We start from the raw sequence: 24,103 nt of genomic DNA, 5'->3' as shown, positions 1-24,103 counted from the left end.
GGCGGGGGCCTGCGTCAGTGAAGCCAGTGTGCAGGTTTTGCGTGTAACGATTAATGCAGTGTGGCGGCAAGATCTTTTGCTTTGAAGTCAACAGTCGCCCCGGTACTTATGTTCAGGGCGCCAAGGGATTGCCATAGATACCACCGTGGCCACGTCGGGCCTGATGCAATGCGGTTTTCTTGCCCGGAGACCGCGATGCACCCGCCACCCTTTACCGATGGCTCGACCGATGCCCTGATTGCCAGCCGTTTACCGTCCTGGCTGACCGGGGCATCGCTGAATACCTTGTACTCACTGCATGCGAGCCAGCAATGGCAGCAGCACGTTCAACACCAGTTGCATGAGTGGTTGGCAAGTATCCTGCCTCTGGATGCATTTGCCGCCCCATTGTTGCAGCAGGCGTTGTACACCCGGCATGGTTTGACGTTGGATGTTCGCAAGGCGATGCTGCGCCGACGTACATTGCAGCGTTTCCCATCACACATTGCGACCCTTCCAGATGGGGTGAAAGAGCATGTCCATCAGCAGAGCCTGCTGGCTGCTGCGCTGCATAATTTTACCGAGGGGGAAACATTTGCCAGTGCTATTTTGCAAGGCACTGTCGTGCAGGACTCGAATGGCCAGGACGCAAGTCTTTCGCCAAAGGCATTTTACACGTTGTGCCGAACCCTCGACCTGGGTGGGCAGTACCAGGCTTATCTGAATACCCGGTTGATGCCAGGCGGAGAGCCTGGGAGGCAGCTGGAGGCCCTTTTGCAGGAGGGCTATCGGGCTGCTCTGGAGGCGGCACTGCGTCTCTCACTGTACAACGGCGAAATTTCCAGGCATGGCTTTGATCAGTGCATCCCGCTGGCCTCGCAGGTAGCTGGCAAACCCTCGACAGGTACAGGTTTGCAGCCTCATGTGCTGCGTGTATTCGGCAAGCTCGCACGCGGGGTGGTGGTATTCGACGTTGCAGCATCCGACAGTTCGCAGAAGGGCCTTCTGTGCTGGGTGCCTGACGATCCTCATGGTGCACTTACCTGGTACTCCACCTGGGACCAACTGTTCCTGACGATGGGCAAGCAGTTTCGCTTGCCTGGGTATGTCGATTTCTTCCAGCGTTTCATCTGCGAACGGGATCGTGAAGCGTATAGCCGTGCGCTGGGTGAGGCGTTGAAGCAAGGTGATGAAAATGTGCCGGTCCGTCTCGATGGGCGTCACGAAGTGATCGAGCAGCCATTGTTCGAGTACCTGCGCAAGCAACAGATCGATACCTTGTTGGACAATGCCAGGGTCCTGGCGGTGCCTACCGCCGATGTGGATGCACAGGTGCGTGACCGGCGCTTGCACTTCTATCTCGAAAGTGCGCTGGACCTACTGGGCCTGGCGAGCTTCGGGCTTCCCGCGTTGGCGCTGCCATTGTTGGGCATCACCGCGTTGCAGGTGGCCGGCGAGGTATACGAGGGCTATGCCGATTGGCGACTGGGTGATCGACAGGCGGCGCTGGAACACCTTTATTCGGTTGCTGAAACGGTAATCATGACGGGCGCCAATGTTGGCGCCGGGCTGGCAGCGCAGCGGCTGGCCAGGGCAGTGCAGGTCGATGAGCTGGTGCCGGTCCAGTACGATGAGCACAGTTTGAAATTATGCGACCCGGCGTTGCCCGGCTATGCGATTGACCCAGTGGGCAGCACGGGAGCACGACCTTTGGGCGGGCCGGGTGAGCGGGTGCGCACGCCGGTCGGCAGCTTTGAAACCTACCTGGAGGCGCAATCGCAACAACGGCGAATCCGTCATCCGCAGCGTACCAGTGCCTATGCGCCAATGCTTGAAAACAACGGCGCCGGCGGTTGGCGCCACGAGCTCGAAAGCCCTCATGAGTGGCAGGGGCGCGTGCATTTGCTGCAAGACCTCGCCAGCGATCTGTCGCAGCTGGATGCTGAAGCGGCCAACGATGTGCTGCTCGCCACCGGCCTGAATGAAGACCATCTGAGGCGTTTGCACCTCGATCATGCGCCGCCACCGGCACGGCTGCTCGATGCAGCTGAGCGGCATCGTATGCACACGCAAGTGCCATGGCTACGCGGCGATGGCTTCGAGGAGCATCTGCAGGCCCAACAAGGCGTCGCTACCCCAGAGCAGGCCGTGTTGCGAAGAGACTTCCCTGGGCTTTCAATCAGGGAGGCGCGTGAAATCGTCGAGCATGCCAGCGAGGACCAGGTCGAGCAATTGCTGATACACCAGCGTGTTCCCCTTGCCTTGGCCGAACAGGCGCGTTGGCAACTGCACGATGCGCGACTGGATCGTGCCTGTGCCGGGCTGCGCCAGGCCGCAGCCATCAACCGCGATACCGAGCAGCTGGCGTTGAGCCTGGTCGGCGATGAGGCGCCTTGGCGAGGCACCCGGGTTGAAGTGCGGCTTGCATCGGCGCAAGGCGAAAGAATGGCCTGTGTCGGCGCTGAAACCTCCGACGAGCTCCGTACGCTGGTGCGTACCGCCGACGGCTATGAAGTAATAGCGCGCGCCGGCGACCCTTTGTCGCCCCCTTCGTCGCCATGCAGCCTGTTCGAAGCGCTGATACAGCTGCTGGACCCTTGGCAGCGCAAGCAGTTGGGCGAGGCCGCCGACAGCCCGCAGGCGTTGGTGGATGCGTTGTCACTCTGGGCAAGCCAGCGGCGTGAGCGGGTGGCCGATGTGCTTGGTATGGCGCCAATCACCCCTGGTTTCAGGCCTCCAGTCAGGCTGGGAGACGGGCGCGTGGGATACCCGTTGAGCGGACGGGGGGAGAGCAGCCTTCGTGCATTGCGCCGGGGTATGCAGCGGCTGTTTCCGGAACTGGATGATCACGCATTTGACGACCTCATCGACAGGGCGCGAAGCCTTGGGTTGACGGCCTGGAACTATCATCTGCGCCTCAGTGGGCAGCTGCGTGCACTTGACCTGGCTTTGAGCCGATGGCGACGTCAGTCATCCGGCCCTGTGCAACTGCTCAGGCGGGCCCGCATGGCACGGCGAATACGAAATGCCTGGCGGCGCAGTATTCGCGACGAGGCCGGCAACTTCGCGTTGATTCTGGAAAACTCACGGCTGGGCTCATTGCCGGATTTGCCAGATACCGTCAGTTTTGACCATGTGACCACGCTCACGCTGACAAACCTGGAGCTGGCCAACGTCGATGAGCGCTTTCTGTCCCGTTTCCCCAGCGTGACCAGGCTTGACCTGACGGGGAACCGGTTGACCGAACTGCCAACACTGGAACACACGCCTTGGCTGGAGACGTTACGACTGGCGCATAACCGGATCGTGATAACCGAGCCGGGCAATCGGCAGCTGGCTGGTTTGAACCATCTGACCACGCTGGACCTTGATTTCAACGCGCTTGAGGTTGAGCCAAGGGTGAACTTTTCGACTGCGCTTCGACGCTTGCATTTGCGTGGCAATCGGCTGCGAGCTGTCCCCTTGCAGCTGCTGCAACAGGGCGCGCTGGAGCAGATCGACTTGCGGGGCAACCGTATCGGTGTCATCGATGAAGCTCAGCTAGCCCTCTTGAACGCACATCCCGACAGGGTGCGTCTGCAGGGCAACCCGCTGCCTCCTGTCATACTGGAACGCGTGGACGAGCGAGTGTGGCTCCCCCCTTCACGGCCATTGCCCGCACAACCTGCTCCTCATGAGTCGGACCCTTGGCTGGCCGGCTTGAGCGGGCAGGAAGCGGCCCGGCGCAGGGAGGCATGGCAAGCGTTGCGTGCCGAACGGGGCAGTGAAGACTTTTTTGCCTATCTGGAAGCGGTGCGGGCGGCTGAGCAGTTCACGCGCCAACCGGCAGAGGCCCGCCGGCGTGTGGGCGAGTTGCTTGAAACCATGTGGCACAATTCGGTTGTCCGCAGTGCTGTGTTCCGTCAGGCGGCAATGCCGCGCGGGCGTGCCGACCTCGATGTACTGTTGGTGAGGCTGCAGGTCGAGCTGCGTACCGAAGGCGTGAGAGGGAGACGGGTGGAGCGCGCGTTGCGAGACCTGTCGCGGGAGCTGTTCCGGCTGGAGCAAGTCAATCGTTTTGCCGCGCAGCATATCGAGCGTCTGCGTCTGCCGCCCGGCGAAGCCCGTATAAATGACGTTTACCTCGCCTTCAGAGTGGGCCTGGCAGATGCTTTGGGTATTTATGGGCAACCCACCTACCTGAACCTCCAGCATGTAACCAGCGTCACACCTGAGCTGCTATCGGAAGCCGAAGCAGCGGTGCACGAGGCCGAAACGGCTGAAGCGCTGAGCCAGTTCCTGTCGCGGCAATCCTTCTGGCAGGACTATGTGCGTGTCGCGTACGCCGATGAATTTGCCGAAATACGCCACGAGTACGCTCCGCAGTTAGGTGCGTTGGAGCCTGAACCCGGTGAGGCGCATGCCCCCATGGATGCTGTGAATCGGATCGTCGCCCAACGTCAGGCATCGGAGAGGGCGCTGACGCTGAAACTGGCGCGTGGCAATGCCTGGGCGTGGTTCCGCTTTGAGCTCCCTCATGGGCCTGGCCTTCGAGCGTTTACCCGGCTGTCGAGGCAGTTGGAGCAAAGCCTGGATACTTGGCGAGGTCTGCCGACCGATGCCGAATATCATGCTCGCTCTGCCGTGGCGCAAACACTGCGCCAGGCTTGGTATTCGGGCTTTCGCGCTGAAGGCCCAGGCTTCAATCCCACCATCGACGGGTTGTCGGTCAGCACGTTGCCGGAGCTGCCGGTGGGCATTCGTTTTGACAGGCTGCGTACGTTGTCGCTACGCAACCAGCAGGTCACGGCCATTGCAGGTGATTTTTTGCGGCGCTTTCCCAATCTGGAGGTGTTGAACCTGTCGGGTAGCAGAATTTCACGCCTGGAAGGGCTTGAGCATTTGCCTCAACTGCGCAGCTTGAACCTGGGGGGTAACCTGCTTGATACGGTGACAGGCCTGGAAAACCTGGGGCAGTTGGTCGAGTTGGACCTCAGCGGCTGCAGGCTGGAGGTATTGCCCGCTGGCATTGAGCGTTTGACGAATCTGACGAGCCTGGACCTGGCCTTCAACCAGTTGAGTGAGCTGCCGGAACAGCTGGGTGCGCTGCCAGCGCTCGAGAACTTGCAGTTGAGCGGTAACTTGTTGACAGGCTTGCCACGCACTATAGGCAACCTGGCGCGGCTGAACATTCTCAATCTCGGTGGCAACCAATTGAGCGTAGTGCCGGAAAACCTGAATGGTCTGGCAAGGCTCACTCAGTTGTACTTGCACGATAACACCATTGTTCTTGATGCCGTCAGCGAGTCGCGACTGGAGTGGTTTTCCAGGCTGGAGGTGCTCAACCTTGAGGGCAATCCACTCGTCAGTGCGCCACTGCTGCGCTACAACGTCCACCTGCGTTATTTGTCGTTGCGTGCTACCGGCCTGAGGGCGTTCCCGCTTCAGTTAATGCAAGGTCACCCAGACTTGAGCGTGGACTTGCGAGGCAATCGCATCACTGCCTTGGACGAGGATGCCCTGCGTTGGGTGGAGGCCAACCCCCATACCGTCAATCTCGAAGACAATCACTTGAGCGAGCAGGTCATGGCTCGTGTACGCGATGCCTTGGCGCGCTTGCAATTGCAATGGGCCAGGGAAGAAGAAGAGGGGGAGGTGACCGCAATCAGAAAACCACCCTCACGCAGAGGGTAATGAGCCAAGCCATGGCCTGGGTGGGCCATGGCTTGCGGTGCATCAGCGGCGGCGGAACAGCGGCAGCGGCTCGTCGGTGGCGGCCTGGTAGGTCACCGAGAAGTCCTTCAGGCTTTGCAGCGCGTCTTCCGGGTTCTTGTCGGCACGGATGGCGAATGCATCGAAACCGCAGCGGGCCATGAAGAACAGCTGGTCACGCAGCACGTCACCGATGGCGCGCAGTTCGCCCTTGAACTTGTAGCGGTCACGCAGCAGGCGCGCATTTGAGTAGCTGCGCCCGTCGGTGAAGGCCGGGAAGTTCAGCGCGATGACCTGGAAGTGCTGCACGTCTTCGCCGATTTCTTCTGCCTCCTGGTCGCTGTCCAGCCACACACCCAGGCCGCCGTCGCGGGCTTTGAGCACATGGGCATGGTCGCGCCACATCTGCAGCGGGACGATGTAGTCGTCGCAGTTGGTCAGCTCGTCAAAGGACGTTTCCTTGGGCAACAGGTGCCAGGTTTCGTCGACGATCTGGTTGTTCTTAATGATTCGCTGCATAGACGCGTTCCTTGAAGGGGTCGATGCCGATACGCTGGTAGGTGTCGATGAAACGCTCTTCCTCGGTGCGTTGCTCGACATACACGGCGATCAGCTTCTCGATCACATCGGCCATGTCATCCTGGGCGAAGGACGGGCCGAGGATCTTGCCCAGGCTCGCGCCACGCGCGGCGTTGCCGCCCAGCGACACCTGGTAGAACTCCTCACCCTTCTTGTCCACGCCGAGGATGCCGATGTGGCCCACGTGGTGGTGGCCGCAGGCGTTCATGCAGCCAGAAATGTTGAGGTCGATTTCACCGATGTCGAACAGGTAGTCCAGGTCGTCGAAACGGCGCTGGATGGATTCGGCAATCGGGATCGACTTGGCGTTGGCCAGCGAGCAGTAGTCACCGCCCGGGCAGCAGATGATGTCGGTCAGCAGGCCGATGTTCGGCGTGGCGAAGCCGCCTTCGCGCAGTTCCAGCCAGAGCGCGTGCAGCTGGCGCTGCTCGACGTCGGCGAGGATGATGTTCTGCTCGTGCGAGGTGCGCAAGAAGCCGAAGCTGTAGCGCTCGGCCAGGTCGGCCACGGCGTCCAACTGCTTGTCGGTCAGGTCGCCCGGGGCAACGCCGGTCGGCTTGAGCGACAGGGTCACGGCCACGTAGCCAGGGCGCTTGTGGGCGCGGGTGTTGCGCGAGCGCCAGCGGGCGAAACCTGGGTATTCAGCGTCCTGGTTGGCGTAGTCGAAATTCTCGAGGGCCAGGTAATCCGGGTCGACGAAATGGCGCGACACGCGCTGCACTTCAGCTTCGGTCAGGGTGGTGCTGCCGCCACGCAGGTGGACCATTTCGGCCTCGACCTTCTCGGCGAACACTTCCGGGGTCAGGGCCTTGACCAGGATCTTGATCCGCGCCTTGTACTTGTTGTCACGGCGACCGTAACGGTTGTACACGCGCAGGATGGCGTCCAGGTAGCTGATCAGGTCTTGCCACGGCAGGAATTCGTTGATGAACGAGCCGACCACCGGGGTACGGCCCAGGCCACCGCCGACCAGCACACGGAAGCCCAGCTCGCCGGCAGCGTTGCGCACCGGCTCCAGGCCGATGTCGTGTACTTCGATGGCGGCGCGGTCTTCTTGCGAGCCGTTGATGGCGATTTTGAACTTGCGCGGCAGGTAAGCGAATTCCGGGTGGAAGGTGGTCCACTGACGGACGATCTCGCACCACGGGCGCGGGTCGATGATTTCGTCTGCGGCCACACCGGCGAACTGGTCGGTGGTGGTGTTGCGCAGGCAGTTGCCGCTGGTCTGGATCGCGTGCATTTGCACGGTGGCCAGCTCGGCGAGGATGTCCGGGATGTCTTCCAGCGCCGGCCAGTTGAACTGCACGTTCTGGCGGGTGGAAATGTGGGCATAGCCCTTGTCGTAGTCGCGAGCGATCTTGGCCAGGGTGCGGACCTGGGTGGCGTTCAGCTGGCCGTACGGCACGGCGACACGCAGCATCGGCGCGAAACGTTGGATGTAAAGGCCGTTCTGCAGGCGCAGAGGGCGGAATTCTTCTTCGCTCAGCTCACCGGCCAGGTAGCGGCGGGTCTGATCACGGAACTGCTTGACGCGGTCCTCGATGATCCGCTGATCGTACTCGTCGTATACGTACATATAAGTCCTGTCTCAGGCATGCAGCTATTCGCGCGCACGGCCGCGCACTCCGGTACGGAGCCGGGGAACGATATCAGGTTGCGGTTATGCGCTAAAGTGATGTTTTAGCATATGAAAAGAACCAAATGGACTATGTGAGACTGACTGCCATTTGTGCCTTGGGCGAGGCAGGGCGTTTATAATCCGGTGTTTGCTTCGCAGAGATGTGACCCTATGCTCAAGGCCCTGTGCCAAAGCTTGTGTCTAGCCCTGCCGCTGGCGGCGAGTGCGCAGCCATCGGTGGTTTTCATCAACCCAGGGCTGTCCACCGAGACGTTCTGGACCAGCTACACCCGCTTCATGCAGGCCGCCGCGGATGAGCTGGGCATGAACCTCAGGGTGGAATACAGTGAGCGCCGCGCCGACTTGGCGCTGACCCAGGCCCGGGCGATCCTGAGTGGGGCGCAGCGGCCGGATTACCTGGTGCTGGTCAACGAGCAGTACGTCGCGCCCGAAGTGCTGCGCCTGTCGCGTGGCACGGGGGTGAAGCTGCTGTTGGTCAACAACGGCCTCACGGCCAGCCAGGTTCGCAGCATTCAGGCCCAGCCCGACAAGTATGCCGAGCCGCTGGGCACCTTGATGAGCAACGACGAGCAGGCGGGCTTCCAGATGTTGCACCAGATGGTCGCACAACTGCCGCACGACGTCGGGGCGGTAGACCTCGTGGCTTTTGCCGGGGTCAAGACCACCCCGGCCTCGCAGCTGCGCGAGGAGGGCATGCGCCGTGCGCTGGCTGATTTCCCTCAGGTGCGCCTGCGCCAGGTGGTGTATGGCGGCTGGAGCCGCCAGCGCGCCTACGAGCAGGCGCAGCAGTTGCTGGAGCGCTACCCGGCCACGCGTCTGGTGTGGTCGGCCAATGACGAAATGGCCTTTGGCGCCATGCAGGCGTTCGAAGCCGCCGGCCGCAAGCCGGGGCGCGATGTGCTGTTCAGCGCGGTCAACAGTTCGCCCGAGGCCTTGCGCGCGCGGATCGACGGGCGCCTGAGTGTGTTGATGGGCGGGCACTTTACCCTGGGTGGTTGGGCCATGGTGATGCTGCACGATGACGCACTGGGGCTGAAGCTGAACCGCGATGGCCTGCGCGAGCACAGCGTGCCGGTGCTGCAGCCGATCGACCGGGCCAAAGCGCAACGTTGGCTGAAACTGCTGGAGCGGGCTGACTACGGCGTCGATTTTCAGCGTTACAGTGCTCAAGGGCGCCCGACCGACTACCAATACCCGTTTCTGACGTCGCCCATGGACTATTGAGCGAAGTGAAGTTTTGCGGGCGCGGGCATAGTTAAGTACCACTGCCGGCCACTGGCGCTTTGATCTGATGGCAGCTTCCAATCCAAGGAGCCTGTCTTGTCCGATTTGTCTGTCGCCAGCAATGCAGCCACGGCTGAGGTAGAGCCAGGCATCACCTTATACCCCTCTGGTCATGAACCCATTCTGCTGACCGCGGAGGAACGTAATGCGGCTGATCTGGTGGCCAAGGCACTGGCTGTAACAAAGACGTTCTACGGGACGTTGAACAAAGCGCAGCGCGCTAGGCTGGACGCTTTGTATGGCACGCCCCGGGTGGGTGCCGATGCACTCATGAAGATCGTTCAGGGTGTCAAGGCGCAGGTCAGTGCCCACCTCACGGCGTGCTGTGGGCATGAAGTGCAGGTGGATGCTGTGCGCATTCACACCGCCCGACCGGAAAAACCTGCGGTCAGCGAACCGCTCTGGGCCTGGCTCTCCCGTGGTACCCCTGTCCAACTTGCGCAACCCCGCCTGACCAGGGATGCGAACGATTTTGTCGACAACAGTTGGCTCACGCTCAATGGCGCTGTGTTCGGCAAACAGGATGGCAGCCAGGTAACGGTCGATGAGATCGTCAGCATGGGGCGTGAACTGGACATCGGTGAATCGATTGCCATCCGGTGCGATGCCTGGCTGGCACAGGAGCAGGTAGCCTCGACGATCAGGCGTGAGTCGAATGCCAACTTCGAGATTTCACTGCTCAATGCCTTGAAGGTGGGGGACATCACGGCGGCGCAGCACCTGCAACTGCAAGCGAGTGGCAGCCTCGCCCTGCCGAGGGTTTTGAGTTATGGCTTGCCCCCAGTGGGCCAGGCCCTGCACAAGGGCAACTTCATGCTGAGGGTGGAAGGGCATGAGCTGCCCGTGTTCGCATTGAGCACCGCCAGCGGCACGTACATTTATGCGGGTACATCGCCCGAGGGGCGGCTTTTCGTAGCAGATGCTGCGCAAGGGTTAACGGCGATGCAGGTATTTGCCCGTGCGTTCCGAGGCGACCTCTGGGCTACATGAAGTGCAATTCATGAAACACGTCGAGGACCATGTCATGCCCTTTGTCCGCAATCGGGGACGGGTCATCATTACCAACGCTTATTCCCCTTACAAGGAGCGCGCTTTCCTCGAACTGGGGTTGCGGGTATTCGTTCTGGAGAACAGGGCCAGTGGTTTTCTGCTGGTGATGAATGATGCAGTGGCCAGGGATGCGGGCCTTGCCAATGCTTGAACGGCCTGGCTTGGCGGTGGGCGCGTCACCCGTCGCCAGGCAAAAGACCCTGCTTGAGGAAAGGGCATTGCTCGTCTTAACTGCTGGTGGTGAAGTGCATTCCCATAACCACTACAAGAGGCAATGCAATGGGAAACTCAACCAAGGTCCGCAAAGCTGACAGCAGCGTCGATGCCTGGGCGATCCTCTGCCTGATCGTGTTGGTGGTGGTCACTGCCGTGTACTGGGTCAGCCACCAGTAGACTTGTTCTCAAGACCATGAAGCCGTCAGAGCGCCTGCGGGAGGGAATCCCGCAGGCGTTTTCATTTCTAGCGGGCGCTAAGGTGCAGGGCCAGTTGCACCAGGCCGATCAAGACGGCAATGAACACCAGGGTGAACAGCGTCCCCAATGCGATGAAATGGCTGGCTTTGCCGTGGGTGAAGTCGCGAGCGCGGTTCTTGCCGCTTTGCACGCCGAAGGCGGCGGCGAGAATGCTGTGCAGCATCTGCCAGAAGGTAGGCGGTTTGCCCTGGCTGGAATCGTCCATGGTGGCTCCTGAGAAATCAGAGGCAATCAGGGAAAGTGTAGGCAATGGCTATGAGGTTGTCTGTGTCGGCCTCTTCGCGGGCTTGCCCGCGAAGAAGCCAGCGCAGTTTTAGCTGTCGTACCCAAGGTTAGGCGCCAGCCAGCGCTCGCTCACGCTCACCTCCTGGCCTTTACGCGCGCTGTAACTTTCGATCTGGTCCTTGTCCACCTTGCCCACGGCAAAGTATTGCGCCTGCGGGTGGGCAAAGTACCAGCCGCTGACCGCCGCCGCCGGGAACATCGCGAAGTGCTCGGTCAGGAACACGCCGCTCGGCCCGGTTTCGCCGATGGCGGTGCCATCGAGTAGGCGGAACAGGGTTTCCTTCTCGGTGTGGTCGGGGCAGGCCGGGTAGCCCGGGGCCGGGCGAATACCGCTGTACTGCTCCTTGATCAGCGCCTCGTTGTCCAGGTGCTCGTCGCGGGCATAGCCCCAGTGCTCTTTACGCACCTGCTCGTGCAGCCACTCGGCGCAGGCTTCGGCCAGGCGGTCGGCCAGGGCCTTGACCATGATCGAGCTGTAGTCGTCGCCTTTGTCCTGGTAAGCCTTGGCCACTTCCTCGGCACCGATGCCGGCGGTGGTGATGAACCCGCCCACATAGTCTGTGACGCCGCTGGTTTTTGGCGCGACGAAGTCGGCCAGCGACCAGTTGGGCTTGCCATCCGGTTTGATGGTTTGCTGGCGCAGGTGGTGCAGGGTGGCCAACGGCTGGCCGTCCTCGCCGTACACCTCGATGTCGTCATCGGCCACCTGGTTGGCTGGCCAGAACCCGAACACCGCGCGGGCGCTGATCAGCTTCTCGTCGATCAGCTTGTCGAGCATCTCGCGGGCATCTTTGTACAGCGCCGTGGCCGCCTCGCCGACCACTTCGTCGGTGAGGATCCGCGGGAACTTGCCGGCCAGGTCCCAGGAGATGAAGAACGGGGTCCAGTCGATGTATTCGGCCAGGGTGCGCAGGTCGATGTCTTCCAGCACCTTGACGCCGGTGAAGGAGGGCACCGCTGGCTGGTAGCCGGCCCAGTCGTACTGCGGCTTGGCGGCGATGGCCTGGCTGTAGCTCAGGCGCTCGGTGCGGGCGCTGCGGTTGGCGGTGCGCTCGCGGACTTCCACGTATTCCTGGCGGGTTTTCTCGACGAAGCCCGGCTTGAGTTCCTTGGACAGCAGTTGGGTCGCCACGCCCACCGCGCGGGAGGCGTCGGTGACATAGACCACGGCATCGTTGCTGTACTTGGGCTCGATCTTGACCGCAGTGTGCGCCTTGGAGGTGGTGGCACCACCGATCATCAGTGGCAGCTCGAAGCCCTGGCGCTGCATTTCGCGGGCAACGTGGACCATCTCGTCCAGCGACGGGGTAATCAGGCCGGACAGGCCGATGATGTCGCACTTCTGTTCGCGGGCGGTTTGCAGAATTTTTTCGGCCGGCACCATCACGCCGAGGTCGACGATGTCGTAGCCGTTACAGCCCAGTACCACGCCGACGATATTCTTGCCGATGTCATGCACATCGCCTTTGACCGTGGCCATCAGGATCTTGCCCTTGGCTTCCGGCTTGTCGCCTTTTTCGGCCTCGATGAACGGGATCAGGTGCGCCACCGCCTGCTTCATCACGCGGGCCGACTTGACCACCTGGGGCAGGAACATCTTGCCCGCGCCGAACAGGTCGCCGACCACGTTCATGCCGTTCATCAGCGGGCCTTCGATCACTTCGATCGGGCGTGCGCACTGCTGACGGCATTCTTCGGTGTCTTCAACGATGAACGCGGTGATGCCCTTGACCAGCGCGTGCTCCAGGCGTTTTTCCACCGGCAGCGAGCGCCACTCTTCGTTTTCCACTTCCTTGGTGGCGCCGCCGCCCCGGTAGTCGTCAGCGATCGCCAGCAGTGCGTCGGTGCCGTGCGGGGTGCGGTTGAGTACCACGTCCTCGACTTTTTCGCGCAGTGCCGCCGGGATCTCGTCGTAGATTTCCAGCTGGCCGGCGTTGACGATACCCATGGTCAGGCCGTTCTGGATCGCGTGGTACAGGAACACCGAGTGGATCGCTTCACGCACCGGGTTGTTACCACGGAACGAGAACGACACGTTGGACACACCGCCCGAACTCAGCGCATGGGGCAGGTGATCGCGGATGTAGGCACAGGCCTCGATGAAATCGACGGCGTAGTTGTTGTGCTCTTCGATACCGGTGGCGACGGCAAAGATGTTCGGGTCGAAGATGATGTCTTCCGGTGGGAAGCCCACTTCATTGACCAGAATGTCATAGCTGCGCTGGCAGATTTCCTTCTTGCGCGCGGCGGTGTCGGCCTGGCCGACCTCGTCGAAGGCCATCACCACCACGGCAGCGCCGTAGCGCTTGCACAGGCGGGCGTGATGCTTGAACTGCTCGACGCCTTCCTTCATGGAAATGGAGTTGACGATGCCCTTGCCCTGGATGCACTTGAGGCCCGCCTCGATCACGTCCCACTTGGAGGAGTCGATCATGATCGGCACGCGGGAAATGTCCGGCTCACCGGCGATCAGGTTGAGGAAGCGGACCATGGCGGCCTGGGAGTCGAGCATCCCTTCGTCCATGTTGATGTCGATCACCTGGGCGCCGGCCTCGACCTGCTGCAGGGCGACTTCCAGGGCTTCGGTATAGTTCTCTTCACGGATCAGCCGGGCGAACTTGGCGGAGCCGGTGATGTTGGTGCGCTCGCCGACGTTGACGAACAGCGACTGGCGGTCGATGGTGAACGGCTCCAGGCCCGACAGGCGGCAGGCCTTGGCGATTTCCGGGATCTCACGCGGCTTGTACTTGGCCACGGCTTCGGCAATGGCCTGGATGTGGCCTGGGGTGGTACCACAGCAGCCGCCGATGATGTTCAGGAAGCCGCTGGCGGCGAATTCCTCGACCACCGCAGCCATTTCCGCCGGAGTCTCGTCGTATTCACCGAAGGCGTTCGGCAGGCCGGCGTTGGGGTGGGCCGAAACATGGGTGTCGGCTTTGGTCGCCAGCTCTTCCAGGTATGGGCGCAGGTCCTTGGCGCCGAGGGCGCAGTTCAGGCCCACGGAAATCGGCTTGGCGTGGCGCACCGAGTTCCAGAACGCTTCGGTGGTCTGGCCGGACAGGGTACGGCCGGAGGCGTCGGTGATGGTGCCGGAGATCATGATCGGCAGTTCGACGTTGTCTTCCTCGAACACTTGCTGCACGGCAAAGATCGCCGCCTTGGCGTTGAGGGTGTCGAAGATGGTTTCGATTAGGATCAGGTCGGCGCCGCCCTCGATCAGGCCGCGGGTGGCCTCGATGTAGTTTTCGACCAGCTCATCGAAGGTGACGTTGCGGTAGCCAGGGTCGTTGACGTCCGGGGAAATCGAGCAGGTGCGGCTGGTAGGGCCGAGCACGCCGGCGACAAAGCGTGGTTTGTCGGGGGTTTCCAGGGTCTTGGCATCCGCTACCTGGCGGGCGATGCGCGCGCCTTCGACGTTCAGTTCGTAGACCAGCGACTCCATGCCGTAGTCGGCCTGGGAAATCTGCGTGGCGTTGAAGGTGTTGGTTTCGAGAATATCGGCGCCGGCATCCAGGTAGGCTTTCTCGATGGCGGCGATCACGTCCGGGCGGCTGAGCAGCAACAGGTCGTTGTTGCCTTTGACATCGCTTGGCCAATCGGCGAAACGCGTGCCACGATAGTCGTGTTCCTCGAGACGGTAGCTTTGGATCATAGTACCCATGCCGCCGTCGAGGATCAGGATGCGCTCTTTGAGTGCGTTCTGGAGTGCTTGGAGACGAGCGCTGCGGTCGGACATAGGAACTACCTGGTCGGGCAAAAATCAGAAGGTGCGGAATCATAACAAAGCTGCGCGGTTTTTACGCACATCGCCCATTTGCATGAAAACTGCTCATGTTGTTGGCGCGATTACCAGCACCCAAGGACGACCAGGCACAATCGTGATGGCTTTCAAGAACCAGGACTTTTCGCACATGGTGCATCGTATCCTTGCCGGCGCCTTCGCCCTGCTCATCAGCGGCGCGGTGTTCGGGCAAGCCCCCCAGTCGAGCCCGGCTATTTCCTACACCCGGGACATTCAACCGATCTTCACCGAGAAGTGCGTGGCCTGCCACGCCTGCAACGACGCTGCCTGCCAACTCAAGCTGGAAAGCCCGGAAGGCGCGGTGCGCGGGGCCAGCAAGGTCCCGGTGTACCAGGGCGAGCGTAGCAAGGCGGTGCCTACCACGCGGCTGTTCTACGACGCTCACAGCGAAGAGGAATGGCGCAAGAAGGGCTTCTATTCGGTGCTCGACAACCAGGGCAGCCAGGCCGCACTGATGGCGCGGATGCTGGAACTGGGGCACAAGACCCCACTCACGCCCAACGCCAAGTTGCCCGAGGACATTGTCCTGGGCCTGAACCGCAACAACATGTGCCCGCTGCCCCATGAATTCGACGCCTATGCCGGCGCCCACCCCAAAGAGGGTATGCCGTTGGCGGTGACCGGGCTGACCGACAAGGAATACGACACCCTGCGCCGCTGGCTGGCAGCGGGTGCGCCGGTGGAATACCAGCCGATCAAGCCAAGCGCAGCCGAAGCCCGGCAGATCACCGAGTGGGAAGAGCTGCTCAACCGTCCGGGCTCCACCGAGGCGCTGGTAGGCCGCTGGCTGTACGAACACCTGTTCCTGGCGCATATCTACTTCGTTGGGGGGGAGCAGGGGCACTTCTTCCAGTGGGTGCGTTCGCGCACGCCGAGCGGCAAGCCGGTCGATATCATTGCCACGCGCCGCCCCAACGACCCGCCCGGCACTGACTTCTACTATCGGTTGATCCCGGTGCAGGGTGTGATCGTGCACAAGACGCACATCACCTACCCGATGGGGCCGCAGAAACTTAAACGGGTCAAGCAGCTGTTCTATGCCGGCGACTGGCACGCCACCGCACTGCCGGGCTACGGCCCGCGTCACCGGGCCAACCCGTTCGAAACCTTCGAGGCGATCCCGGCAGTGGCGCGTTATCAGTTCATGCTGGATAACGCCGAATACTTCGTGCGCACTTTCATCCGGGGCCCTGTGTGCCGTGGGCAGATCGCCACTGACGTGATCCGCGATAACTTCTGGGCGCTGTTCCAGGAGCCGGCCTTCGACCGTTACATCACCGACGCCAAATACCGTGGCGAGGCCACGCCGTTGCTGGCCATGCCGGGCCAGATCGATGACGTAGGCAGTGTGCTGAGCCTGTGGCACGCCTACCGCGACAAGCGCAACGAGTACGAAAAGCTGCGCCGTGACGCCTATGCTGACATGCCGGCACCGGGCTGGTCGACCTTGTGGGCCGGTAACGACAACGCGTTGCTGAGCATCTTCCGCCATTTCGACAGCGCGTCGGTAAGCAAGGGCCTGATCGGTGACGTGCCGTTGACCGTGTGGTTGTTCGACTACCCGTTGTTCGAGCGCACCTATTACCAGTTGGCGGTCAACTTTGACGTGTTCGGCAATGTTTCGCACCAATTGCAGACGCGCCTGTATTTCGACCTGATTCGCAACGGTGCCGAGATCAACTTCTTGCGCCTGATGCCGGCCGACCAGCGCAAGGCGATCCTGGGTGACTGGTACCAGAACAGCGGCAAGGTGAAGATGTGGATGGACTATGAGGACATCGACACCGACACCCCGAGTGGTATCCAGCTTGACCCGCGCAACCCCAAGCGCGACTTTGGCCTGAAGCTGTTGCAGCGCACCGGCAGCCTGAATGCCACGCCCGACCCGATCAACCGCTGCCAGGGCGCGTTCTGCTCACGGCCGCAGATGAGCGAAGAGTTCCGCAATGCCGAGCAGTCGCTCAGCCGCCTGGTGTCGCGCCCGGCTGCGGGGCTGAAGGTGATCAACCAGTTGCCCGAGGCAACCATGCTGCGTGTCGAAGGGCAGGGCGGCCAGCGCCAGGTGTACAGCCTGCTGCGCAACCGTGCGCACAGCAACGTGGCGTTCCTGCTGGGTGAGGCGTACCGCTATCAGCCGGGGCTGGATACCTTGACGTTGGCACCGGGTGTGCTCAGCAGCTACCCGAACTTCATCTTCAACATCCCGACCAAGGATGTGGCGGAGTTCGTCGAGGACATGGAGTATGCCAAAGATGACCCGGTGAAGTTCGAGCGCATCGTCATGCGCTGGGGCGTGCGCCGTAGTCACCCTGAGTTCTGGCGCTACTTCCATGACTTGAACAGCTTCATCAAGGAGACCCAGCCGGTGGAGGCGGGGGTGCTGGACATGAACCGCTATGAAAACCTCTGATCGGGTGAGCTGACCTTTCCGGGTACCCTGCGGTCGGACAGGTTGGGTGGTCTGGGAGCTGTCATAGGCTCCCAAGGCCTCAACGCACCGGCAAGCGCAGGGTACTTCATGCTGTATTCGCTTCAGGCACTGCGGGCGTTCGCCGCCTGGGTGGTGGTCTGCCACCATTTCATGCAGATCTTCTTCGACTTCCACGCCACCGGCCCCATTGGCCAACTGCTTACCGACCGTGGCGCCGTAGGCGTCGACATCTTCTTCGTCATCAGCGGGCTGGTCATCTACCTGTCGACCCGCGATAAAACCATCGAACCGCGCCAGTTCCTGCTCAATCGGGTACTGCGTATTGTGCCGGCCTACTGGTTCTACACAGTGTTGATGGCTCTGTTGCTGCTGGCTTTTAGCCAATGGATGCCACATCAGGTGTTCACCTGGCACCATCTGTTCTTGTCGATGCTGTTCATCCCGGCAGAAAACCCCGGAGGCTATGGCCTGTACCCGACCTTGAACGTGGGCTGGACGCTGAACTTCGAGATGTTCTTCTACCTGCTGTTCGGCCTGGCCTTCCTGGTGCGCCGGCGTCATCACCTGTTGCTGGTTACCGCGGCCTTGTTGCTGGCCAGCGAGGTGCTGGGCCGGCTGGGTGTGCTAAGCCGCTTCTACAACAACGACATCATCTACGAGTTCTTGCTCGGCATCGGCCTGGGCGTGCTGTATCGGCGTGGGCTGATCCGCCAAGGGCGGTGGTTGCCGCTGGGCGTGCTGGTTGTGGCGGGTCTGGCCATCTATCACCTGGATGCGTCCCAGCGCCTGCTGCATTGGGGCCTGCCGAGCGCCATGATCGTGATGGCCTTCATCGCGCTGGAACCGCTTTTTCAAGGCAACCGGCTGCTCAAGGCCTTGGGGGACTGCTCGTATTCGGTGTACCTGGTCCATGTGCTGGTGCTGTACGCCGGCTGGTTCGCCAGCCAGCGCCTGCAGTTGAACCCGTATCTGGTGTTTGCCCTGTGCGTGCCGTCCATTGGACTAATGTCGTGGTTCAGTTACCAGTGGCTGGAGCGCGGGCTGTACCGGCGCATGCAGGCCTGGCTGGCGGCGCCACGGGGGGCGGCCCCTGAATATGCGCTTTCCCGAGTCAAATACTAGGACTTTGTTCAATGAGCGGGTTGGCGTACACTTGGCGGCAAGTCTGTGAGGAACCTACATGAGCGCTATAACCATTACCGACGCCGCCCATGACTACCTGGCCGATCTGCTCTCCAAGCAGAATACGCCTGGCATCGGCATTCGCATTTTCATCACCCAGCCGGGCACCCAGTACGCAGAGACGTGCATTGCCTACTGCAAGCCGGGCGAAGAGAAGCCTGACGACACCGCCGTGGGTCTGAAGAGCTTCACCGCTTACCTGGATGCGGTCAGCGTGCCGTTCTTGGAAGACGCACTGGTTGACTACGCCACCGACCGCATGGGTGGCCAGCTGACCATCAAGGCGCCTAACGCCAAGGTGCCGATGGTCAACGAAGACAGCCCGATCAACGAGCGCATCAACTACTACCTGCAGACCGAGATCAACCCGGGTCTGGCTAGCCACGGCGGCCAGGTCAGCCTGGTGGACGTGGTCGACGACGGCATCGCCGTGCTGCAATTCGGTGGCGGTTGCCAAGGCTGCGGCCAGGCCGATGTCACCCTGAAGGAAGGTATCGAGCGCACCCTGCTCGAGCGTGTTCCGGAATTGAAGGGCGTGCGTGACGTGACCGACCACAGCCAGAAAGAGAACGCCTACTACTAAGCCAAGGTCGGCTCTCTAGCAACAAAGTGTTACGGTTTCAACCCCTGCGACAACAGGCCGCAGCCCGTATTCAAAGGGTTGCAGGCCTTCCCCGCCTTGGTCGGGTAGAACCCCTTGGGGTGTCATGCCAGAATGCCCCGGTTTTTCAGCCGGCCCGTCCCGAGGGCCGGCACCTTCCCTGTAAAGGATGGTTTCATGAATGATCTGTATACCCGGCGCGCAGTTGTCGCCGGGATGGGCGTTCTCGGGCTCGGCCTGCTGGCAGGCTGCAGCCCGGCCCGGGGGCTCGAGTTCAAGTACGGCAAGAACATGAGCAACGAAATCCTCGGGCGCAAGTTCAGCCTCAAAGACCCACAAGGTAACGTGCGCACCCTGTCGAGCTTCTACGGCAGCATGCCGATGGTCTTCTTCGGCTTCACCCAGTGCCCGGCCGTTTGCCCGACCACCCTGGCGCGTGCGGCGCAAATCCGCAAGCTGCTGAGGGGCCGTGACCGTGACCTGTTCCAGGTGGTGTTCATCACGCTGGACCCGGAGCGCGACACCCCCGAGGTGCTTGATGCCTACGTCAAGGCCTTCGACCCGACGTTCACCGCACTCACCGGCACCCCCGAGGAAATTGCCGCAGTGGCCAAGGAATTCAAGGTGTTCTACGAAAAGGTCCCGGCCGGTGACACCTATACCATTTCTCACTCGTCCACCAGCTACGTCTACGATACGCGTGGCACCCTGCGCCTGAGCCTGGGCCATTCCCTGAATGCCAAGGAATGTGCCGAAGACCTGGTCACCCTGATGGAGATCTGCTGAATGTCGATGCAACCGATCAAACGCGGCCTGGCTGCCCTGGCACTGATGGGCCTGGCCCTGCCGGCCCTGGCCCAGACCACTGTGAGCGATGCCTGGGTCCGTGCCAGCGTGCCGCACCAGCAGTCCACCGGTGCCTTCATGACCCTGACCGCCAGCAGCGACAGCAAGCTGGTAAGCGTGGCGTCGCCCGTGGCCAAGACCGTGCAGGTGCACGAGATGACCATGAACGGCGACGTGATGGGCATGCGTGAGGTCAAGGCCGTCGAGTTGCCGGCCGGCAAGGCCGTGACCCTGGACCCGAATGGCCTGCACGTGATGCTGATGGGCCTGAACGATCAGGTGAAGGAAGGCGAGAAAGTGCCACTGACCCTGACCATCGAAGATGCCAAGGGCAGCAAGGAAACCGTGGACGTGCAGGCTGAAGTGCGTGCGCTCAACGCCGAGGCCGGCGGTGGGCATGACCACATGCACATGAAGCACTGACCGATCAAAGGGCCGCGTTTAGCGGCCCTTTTCTTTTCAGCCGTACCCTTCAGCTACGAAAGCGCGGCAGCGGCCTGTCGAGGGTCAGCGAGGTCAGCGTCTTGCGGACCTGGGCTTCGTCGGCCTCCAGCGCCTTGAGGCTTGCGCGGATCTTGCCAGCGGCGGGCACATCGCCCTGCCGGTCGATCCAGTCGGCAATCTCCTTGCAGGCACTGCTCAGGCAGGCCTGGCGCTGGTTCATCAGCGACAGAAGGGTGGTGAGCTCTCTTTCGGACATGGCAGGATCCTCCAATTCAGCCTTGTCAGTGTAGCAGAGGGTTGGCGGGGCTCCTGATGGCTTTGCAGGAGGTGTTGAGGATGCAAAAAGGAGTACTCCGTCGCTTGAGTAACACCGAGTTACTTATCTATAGGAATAAACATCGTGTTTAAAGTGGATGCCGCTACCTCGCCGGTGGCATGAACCTTTGCAAGCGGACGAGATGTGCTGAGCCGTTCTGTCACACAGTTTGGCGGCGGCTGGTCTGACTTCGCCAATAGTTACTGAACGTAGGAACATTCGGAGTCTCAATGTTGGCTGCGCTGACAGTGCGGGTGTTGTTACAACTTTCATGTTGAGTCCAGCCGAGGATGAGCTCTAGATTCAGTCGCTCTGTACCGCTGGCTGAGGAAAGCAACGATTATGCAGGCGTTGAGTCTTAACTCCGGAACGCGCTCACTTACATTGGGCTATTGCTTTTCCAAGTGCGGTGAATTTGCCTTCGAAGCGGCATTTGCCGTGACCATCGTACTCATGGTCGAGGCGGATTTGTTGTTGATTGGCATCGCTTATTTCTTCCGCTACTTGCCGAGCATGGTGTTTTCTCCCTTGGGTGGTTGGCTGGCAGATAACGCCGACAAGAAAAGAACACTGTTTGCGGTCGAGTTGGCCAAATGCATTCTGTCGCTTGCCTTCTTTGCCTTGTTCAGTTGGTTTACGCCGGTACTGCCCGTGTTGGTGGCCTTCGCGATGGTTATGACCGCGCTTGAATGTCTGTATGTACCCACGTTTCGCGCATACTTTCCGGATATCGTGGAAAAGGACCAACTGGCTTCAGTCAACAGCGGTATCCAGGTGATCGAAGATACGGCCTCTATTATTGGACCGTTGGTGTTTTCGGCCTGTGTGTTGCTGCTATCTCGCGACGCAACCTTCTTGTTCTTTGCAATATGCCTGGTGTTGTCTGCCATTTCCATTGCTACCTTGGGGCCAGCAAGGCAAGGCGTGCGGCAGGCATTCGATGGGCGAGCCATAGTCCGCGATGCGGTGCGCAGCGTGAACCAGCTCAAGGGCAGCAATGTCCCGTTGTTTGCCGTTATTGGCTGTACCACGCTTTGTGCGATGTTCGCCACGTCGGTGATTCGCTTCATTCTCCCGGCTTCGGTGTTGGAGCACTTTACCTCTGAGGCAGCGGTGGGTTACGTATTCTCACTGCTGGCGGCAGGCACCGTGCTGGGTGGCGTGCTCTACACCCGCTTCAACCCGCGTACCACTGCACGGTTGGTACTGCGCTATTGGATAATTTACGGCGCACTGTTTTTTGCTGCCGCAGTGGCGCTGCAGTTCAATACCTGGTTGTTTCTGCTGATCCTCTTCCTGGTTGGCTTCATTGGCGCATTTGTCGATATCGCAATCGTGACAAACATCCAGTGCTTGTCGAACGAGCATGAAGTTGGCAGGAACTTTTCCCTTTATTACTTCACGGCCGTCATTGGGGATGCCGTTTCAGGGCTGGTTGCCAGCCTGGTCTTCGTGCTTGCGGGGCCAGCAACCTTCATCTGGATGACGCTCATGCTGTTCATCGCACCGGTACGCTGGAACCTGAAAGGACGCGCCCTTGATACCGACGATAGTGCGTAATGTGCCGCTCGGTATTGGTACCTGGAGGTAGGCTTGAACTGGTATTGCGGCGCCTCAGGCGGTTATTGCAGATTGAGCACAAGCCTGCCGATACGCCCCCGGCGTCACCCCATACGCCTGCTTGAACTGCCGGCTCAAATGGCTCTGGTCAGCAAACCCCAGGTCAAACGCCACCTCCGAAGCAACCAGGCCGCTCTTCAGCATTTCCCGGGCGCGGGCCAGGCGCCGCTGTTTCAGCCAGGCATGTGGCGGCAGGCCGGTGGCCTGGCGGAATACCCGGGCGAAGTGGAATGGCGACAGGTTGACGGCCGCCGCCAGCGCTTCGAGCGAGGGCGGGTCCGCCAGTTGGCTTTCCAGCAGTTCGCGGGCGCGGGCCACGGCCAGTGGTTCGTGGCCGGGGGCCGAGGGTTCGGCGCATTGCCCGTGGCGTTGCACCAGGGCCAGCACCGCCTGGCGCCAGGCGGTCTGTTGCTGCAGGGCGCTGGCGCCGTTTTCGGACAGCTGATGCAGCTGGCTGAAGGCGATGGCCAGGGCAGGGTCCTGGATGACGCTGTCCTTGAAACGGGGCATGCCGTGACGGCCCAGTTCCAGCTCGTCGAGCACGCCGGTTACCCGCTCGTGCTCGGGGTAGAAGCCGCGATAACGCCAGCCCGCTTCATGGGCTGTGGCACCGGTATGCAGCTCGTCAGGGTTGATCAGCACCATGCTGCCGACCGGCGCCAGGTGCTCGCTGCCGCGGTGCCAGAAGCGCTGGGCGCCGGATTCGATCACGGTGAAGACGTAGCCTTCGTGCACATGCGGGGCGAAGCGCTGCTGGAAGTAGCGCGCGTGCAGCATCTCGACGTCGCCCAGGGCCGGCGCCTGCCAGAGGTGTGTCTGCTCGCGCAGGGGCGTGCTCATGCCAGCCAGCTGCGCAGGAAGAAGAAGATCAACATGCTCACCAGCATGCTCAGCAATACGCTGCGGGTCAACAGCACCAGGGCGATGGCCACCAGAGAGCCCAGCAGGTAGGGGTTGAGCAGGCTCAGGTTGAGCTGGTGATCGGGCATGAAGATGATCGGGCCGCAGATGGCGGTGAGCATGCCCGGCACCGCAAAGCCGAGGAACTGCCGGGCATTGGAGCTCAGGCGCAAGGGCAGGCGTGGCTCCAGGAACGCATAGCGGTTGAGGAACACGATGGCGCCCATGGCAAAAATCAGGATCCAGGTCATGCTCGGGCTCCGGCAAATTTCTGACAGATGAAACCGGCGCTCATGCCCAGCAGGCCTGCGGCCACCAGGGCGGTTTCCCAGTGCCAGTGGCTGAACAATACCGAGCAGAACAACGACACAGCTACGCATACCACCGTGGGCAGGTTGCGCACCAGCGGTGCGATCAGGGCGACGAAGGTGGCGACGATGGAGAAGTCCAGACCCAATTGGTCCAGGTGTGGAATGTTCTGGCCCAGCAGGATGCCGGCCAGGGTAAACAGGTTCCAGGCCACGTAGAAGGTCAGGCCCACCCCCAGAGCGTACCAGCGGTTGAACTGCTGCTGGTCGTACTGGCTGGTCAGGGCGAAGAATTCGTCGGTCAGCAGAAAGCCCAGGCCCAGCCGCCAGCGCAGCGGCTGGCTGGACAGTACCGGGCGCATCGACAGGCCGTACAGCAGATGCTGCGAGGTCAGCAGCAGGGTGGTGAGCAGAATCGACGCCAGGTTGGCGCCGCCTTTGAGCATGCCGATGGCCACCAGTTGCGCGGCGCCGGCGAAGACGATGGCCGACAGCCCTTGCCCTTCCCAGGCAGTGAGGTTGGCTTCGATGGCCATGGAACCGGCCAGCAGCCCCCAGGGGGCGACGGCCAGGGACAGGGGGAGAATGGCGATGGCGCCGTGGAGAAAGGCTTGGCGGGCGGTGTGGGGCATGATGGCTGCAATGCTTTACGTGGTAGGCCAGCATGCCAGA

18 protein-coding genes are annotated in these 24,103 nt (G+C 61.4%); 10 read left to right on the top strand and 8 right to left on the bottom strand.

Annotation, left to right across the window (positions count from 1 at the left end; all coding sequences use genetic code 11):
* Nucleotides 1–168 precede the first annotated feature (168 nt).
* A complete protein-coding gene (locus D906_RS22260; RefSeq protein ID WP_371257971.1) occupies nt 169–5,652 on the top strand; it encodes a dermonecrotic toxin domain-containing protein in 5,484 nt (1,827 codons plus the stop codon).
* A gap of 42 nt (nt 5,653–5,694) precedes the next feature.
* On the opposite strand, the gene D906_RS22255 is transcribed toward D906_RS22260, so the two are convergent.
* Both D906_RS22255 and D906_RS22250 read right to left on the bottom strand, forming a co-directional pair.
* The gene (locus D906_RS22255) at nt 5,695–6,189 is read right to left on the bottom strand and encodes a DUF934 domain-containing protein (protein ID WP_016714708.1); all 495 of its coding nucleotides are present in this window, start codon (nt 6,187–6,189) and stop codon (nt 5,695–5,697) included.
* Nucleotides 6,173–7,825: a nitrite/sulfite reductase gene (locus D906_RS22250; RefSeq protein ID WP_016714707.1), complete on the bottom strand. Its 1,653-nt coding sequence runs from the start codon at nt 7,823–7,825 to the stop codon at nt 6,173–6,175. Before D906_RS22250 ends, D906_RS22255 begins: the two co-directional genes overlap by 17 nt.
* A 213-nt stretch (nt 7,826–8,038) precedes the next feature.
* Between D906_RS22250 and D906_RS22245 the strand changes: the two genes are divergently transcribed.
* From D906_RS22245 to D906_RS22235, 3 genes are all read left to right on the top strand, one after another.
* Complete coding sequence (locus tag D906_RS22245) at nt 8,039–9,112, top strand: ABC transporter substrate-binding protein (protein ID WP_019099686.1); 1,074 nt, start codon at nt 8,039–8,041, stop codon at nt 9,110–9,112.
* A gap of 96 nt (nt 9,113–9,208) precedes the next feature.
* Nucleotides 9,209–10,162 (top strand): hypothetical protein, encoded by a 954-nt coding sequence (locus tag D906_RS22240; protein WP_027615729.1) that lies wholly within the window; start codon nt 9,209–9,211, stop codon nt 10,160–10,162.
* Between the two features lie 10 nt (nt 10,163–10,172).
* Nucleotides 10,173–10,373 (top strand): hypothetical protein, encoded by a 201-nt coding sequence (locus tag D906_RS22235; RefSeq protein WP_019099684.1) that lies wholly within the window; start codon nt 10,173–10,175, stop codon nt 10,371–10,373.
* Nucleotides 10,374–10,682: 309 nt separating this feature from the next.
* Here the strand turns inward: D906_RS22235 and D906_RS22230 are convergent, their stop codons facing one another.
* Both D906_RS22230 and metH read right to left on the bottom strand, forming a co-directional pair.
* Entirely contained in the window at nt 10,683–10,901 is a 219-nt protein-coding gene (locus D906_RS22230) for a DUF2970 domain-containing protein (protein ID WP_027609720.1), read from the bottom strand.
* 108 nt (nt 10,902–11,009) lie between these two features.
* Nucleotides 11,010–14,717: a methionine synthase gene (gene metH, locus D906_RS22225; protein ID WP_028614376.1), complete on the bottom strand. Its 3,708-nt coding sequence runs from the start codon at nt 14,715–14,717 to the stop codon at nt 11,010–11,012.
* A gap of 175 nt (nt 14,718–14,892) precedes the next feature.
* On the opposite strand from metH, the gene D906_RS22220 reads away from it, so the two are divergent.
* The 5 genes from D906_RS22220 to D906_RS22200 all read left to right on the top strand — a co-directional run bounded on the left by D906_RS22220 (nt 14,893) and on the right by D906_RS22200 (nt 20,266).
* Nucleotides 14,893–17,193, top strand: a complete 2,301-nt coding sequence (locus D906_RS22220) for a fatty acid cis/trans isomerase (RefSeq protein ID WP_027615727.1) — start codon at nt 14,893–14,895, stop codon at nt 17,191–17,193.
* Between the two features lie 108 nt (nt 17,194–17,301).
* Complete coding sequence (locus D906_RS22215; protein WP_019099680.1) at nt 17,302–18,336, top strand: acyltransferase; 1,035 nt, start codon at nt 17,302–17,304, stop codon at nt 18,334–18,336.
* Between the two features lie 58 nt (nt 18,337–18,394).
* Nucleotides 18,395–18,979, top strand: a complete 585-nt coding sequence (gene nfuA, locus D906_RS22210) for a Fe-S biogenesis protein NfuA (RefSeq protein ID WP_016714701.1) — start codon at nt 18,395–18,397, stop codon at nt 18,977–18,979.
* Between the two features lie 195 nt (nt 18,980–19,174).
* A complete protein-coding gene (locus D906_RS22205) occupies nt 19,175–19,783 on the top strand; it encodes an SCO family protein (protein ID WP_016714700.1) in 609 nt (202 codons plus the stop codon).
* Complete coding sequence (locus D906_RS22200) at nt 19,784–20,266, top strand: copper chaperone PCu(A)C (RefSeq protein ID WP_027615726.1); 483 nt, start codon at nt 19,784–19,786, stop codon at nt 20,264–20,266.
* Nucleotides 20,267–20,315: 49 nt separating this feature from the next.
* On the opposite strand, the gene D906_RS22195 is transcribed toward D906_RS22200, so the two are convergent.
* On the bottom strand, nt 20,316–20,543 hold the full coding sequence (locus D906_RS22195) for a hypothetical protein (RefSeq protein WP_003250422.1): 228 nt from the start codon (nt 20,541–20,543) through the stop codon (nt 20,316–20,318).
* A gap of 402 nt (nt 20,544–20,945) precedes the next feature.
* Here D906_RS22195 and D906_RS22190 point away from each other — a divergent pair, with 402 nt between their 5' ends.
* Nucleotides 20,946–22,163: an MFS transporter gene (locus tag D906_RS22190; protein WP_025754382.1), complete on the top strand. Its 1,218-nt coding sequence runs from the start codon at nt 20,946–20,948 to the stop codon at nt 22,161–22,163.
* Nucleotides 22,164–22,217: 54 nt separating this feature from the next.
* Here the strand turns inward: D906_RS22190 and D906_RS22185 are convergent, their stop codons facing one another.
* From D906_RS22185 to D906_RS22175, 3 genes are read right to left on the bottom strand one after another with little or no spacing between them, the layout of a single operon-like run.
* Entirely contained in the window at nt 22,218–23,063 is an 846-nt protein-coding gene (locus D906_RS22185; RefSeq protein ID WP_019099677.1) for an AraC family transcriptional regulator, read from the bottom strand.
* Complete coding sequence (locus D906_RS22180; protein WP_016714697.1) at nt 23,060–23,374, bottom strand: AzlD domain-containing protein; 315 nt, start codon at nt 23,372–23,374, stop codon at nt 23,060–23,062. The genes D906_RS22185 and D906_RS22180 overlap by 4 nt, the downstream gene beginning before the upstream one ends.
* Complete coding sequence (locus tag D906_RS22175; protein ID WP_025754381.1) at nt 23,371–24,063, bottom strand: AzlC family ABC transporter permease; 693 nt, start codon at nt 24,061–24,063, stop codon at nt 23,371–23,373. Before D906_RS22175 ends, D906_RS22180 begins: the two co-directional genes overlap by 4 nt.
* Nucleotides 24,064–24,103 lie beyond the last annotated feature (40 nt).

The organism is Pseudomonas sp. LAIL14HWK12:I1, from assembly GCF_003202095.1.
GTDB classification, from domain to species: Bacteria; Pseudomonadota; Gammaproteobacteria; order Pseudomonadales; family Pseudomonadaceae; genus Aquipseudomonas; species Aquipseudomonas monteilii.
This window is presented reverse-complemented; position numbering and strand designations above follow the sequence as displayed.

What these genes read in the sequence shown, in the direction of transcription:
- D906_RS22180 (WP_016714697.1), bottom strand. Translation starts at nt 23,374, where the DNA reads ATGACCTGGATCCTGATTTTTGCCATGGGCGCCATCGTGTTCCTCAAC.
- D906_RS22250 (WP_016714707.1), bottom strand. Translation starts at nt 7,825, where the DNA reads ATGTACGTATACGACGAGTACGATCAGCGGATCATCGAGGACCGCGTC.
- metH (WP_028614376.1), bottom strand. Translation starts at nt 14,717, where the DNA reads ATGTCCGACCGCAGCGCTCGTCTCCAAGCACTCCAGAACGCACTCAAA.
- D906_RS22190 (WP_025754382.1), top strand. Translation starts at nt 20,946, where the DNA reads ATGCAGGCGTTGAGTCTTAACTCCGGAACGCGCTCACTTACATTGGGC.
- D906_RS22175 (WP_025754381.1), bottom strand. Translation starts at nt 24,063, where the DNA reads ATGCCCCACACCGCCCGCCAAGCCTTTCTCCACGGCGCCATCGCCATT.
- D906_RS22205 (WP_016714700.1), top strand. Translation starts at nt 19,175, where the DNA reads ATGAATGATCTGTATACCCGGCGCGCAGTTGTCGCCGGGATGGGCGTT.
- nfuA (WP_016714701.1), top strand. Translation starts at nt 18,395, where the DNA reads ATGAGCGCTATAACCATTACCGACGCCGCCCATGACTACCTGGCCGAT.
- D906_RS22200 (WP_027615726.1), top strand. Translation starts at nt 19,784, where the DNA reads ATGTCGATGCAACCGATCAAACGCGGCCTGGCTGCCCTGGCACTGATG.
- D906_RS22230 (WP_027609720.1), bottom strand. Translation starts at nt 10,901, where the DNA reads ATGGACGATTCCAGCCAGGGCAAACCGCCTACCTTCTGGCAGATGCTG.
- D906_RS22255 (WP_016714708.1), bottom strand. Translation starts at nt 6,189, where the DNA reads ATGCAGCGAATCATTAAGAACAACCAGATCGTCGACGAAACCTGGCAC.
- D906_RS22185 (WP_019099677.1), bottom strand. Translation starts at nt 23,063, where the DNA reads ATGAGCACGCCCCTGCGCGAGCAGACACACCTCTGGCAGGCGCCGGCC.
- D906_RS22215 (WP_019099680.1), top strand. Translation starts at nt 17,302, where the DNA reads ATGCTGTATTCGCTTCAGGCACTGCGGGCGTTCGCCGCCTGGGTGGTG.
- D906_RS22245 (WP_019099686.1), top strand. Translation starts at nt 8,039, where the DNA reads ATGCTCAAGGCCCTGTGCCAAAGCTTGTGTCTAGCCCTGCCGCTGGCG.
- D906_RS22235 (WP_019099684.1), top strand. Translation starts at nt 10,173, where the DNA reads ATGAAACACGTCGAGGACCATGTCATGCCCTTTGTCCGCAATCGGGGA.
- D906_RS22195 (WP_003250422.1), bottom strand. Translation starts at nt 20,543, where the DNA reads ATGTCCGAAAGAGAGCTCACCACCCTTCTGTCGCTGATGAACCAGCGC.
- D906_RS22220 (WP_027615727.1), top strand. Translation starts at nt 14,893, where the DNA reads ATGGTGCATCGTATCCTTGCCGGCGCCTTCGCCCTGCTCATCAGCGGC.
- D906_RS22260 (WP_371257971.1), top strand. Translation starts at nt 169, where the DNA reads ATGCGGTTTTCTTGCCCGGAGACCGCGATGCACCCGCCACCCTTTACC.